A 1,048-nucleotide genomic window follows, 5' to 3' on the forward strand; every position below is an offset into this window, starting at 1 on the left:
GTGACGTCTTCGTGTTCCGCAGCAAACGCACGGACAGAGTGAAGCTTCTGGCGTGGGACGGCAGCGGCATGGTGCTGGTGACGAAGTGGTTGCACCAGGGGCACTTCACCTGGTCGCTGATCCGCGAAGGCGTGGTGCATCTCAGTGCGACACAGCTCGCAATGCTGCTCGACGGACTCGAGTGGACGCGCGTCTCGGCCAAGCTCGTGAAGCAGCCGGCAATTGTCGGCTGAGAGGAGAGGATTTCGCTGGAGCCTGCGGCGCGCGGAGGTATGGTCCATTTATGGCGATACGCCCCGGGACGTTTCCCGACTGATCCAGCCGCTCTAACGGAGATGGTGCTCGCGCTCGACGCCCAGAACGAGAAGCTGCGTGTTGCGGTGCAGACGCTCAAGGAGATGATCTTCGGGAAGCGCTCGGAACGCCTTGCCACGCTCGTGGCCGAACAGCTTGCGCTTGAGCTTGACGATCTTGAGACCAGTGTCACGCCGCCTGCAGCTGCCAACGACGATGCACCTGCGGTGAAGCCGTCCGATAAGCTACGTAAGAAGGCGCGCCGCAACATCGGCGCGTTGCCCAAGCATCTGCCGCGCTGTGAGCAGGTCCTGGAGCCGGAGGTGACGGCCTGCCCGTGCTGCCAGGGCCAGCCTCACAAGATCGGCGAGGACGTCAGCGAGGTGTTGAACGTGATCCCGGCGCTCCTGCGCGTGCTGCGCACGATCCGTCCCAAATACGGCTGCCGCGGCTGCACCGATGGCGCGGTCCAGCCAAAGTGCTGCCGCGCCTGATTGAGGGCGGTATGGCCTCGACGGCCCTCGTGAGCCATATGGTGGTCTCGAAGTTCGCCTGGTATTTGCCGCTGTACCGGTAAGTTCAGATCCTGGCCGGCCACGGCATCCATCTTGACCGCGCGACACTCGCCGGTTGGGTCAAACGTACCGCCTGGTGGCTCAGGAGCCTTTATGAGCTGTAGCTGCGGATCATTCAGGCTGCGCCGCGCGTGTTCTGCGACGAGACGCCGATGCCGGTGCTTGATCCAGGACGACAT

At 63.5% G+C, this 1,048-nt stretch carries 2 protein-coding genes; both read left to right on the forward strand.

Translation table 11 applies throughout. The features are described 5' to 3' along the window. A partial coding sequence (gene tnpB, locus L6639_RS42915) for an IS66 family insertion sequence element accessory protein TnpB (protein ID WP_237867376.1) occupies positions 1 to 233 on the forward strand: 233 nt, incomplete at its 5' end. A 105-nt stretch (positions 234 to 338) separates the two neighbouring features. Beyond that, on the forward strand, positions 339 to 788 hold the full coding sequence (locus tag L6639_RS42920) for an IS66 family transposase zinc-finger binding domain-containing protein (protein ID WP_237867377.1): 450 nt from the start codon (positions 339 to 341) through the stop codon (positions 786 to 788). The last annotated feature ends 260 nt before the right edge of the window (positions 789 to 1,048 follow it).

The sequence above is a fragment of the Bradyrhizobium zhengyangense genome, assembly GCF_022012555.1.
Taxonomy (GTDB): domain Bacteria; phylum Pseudomonadota; class Alphaproteobacteria; order Rhizobiales; family Xanthobacteraceae; genus Bradyrhizobium; species Bradyrhizobium zhengyangense.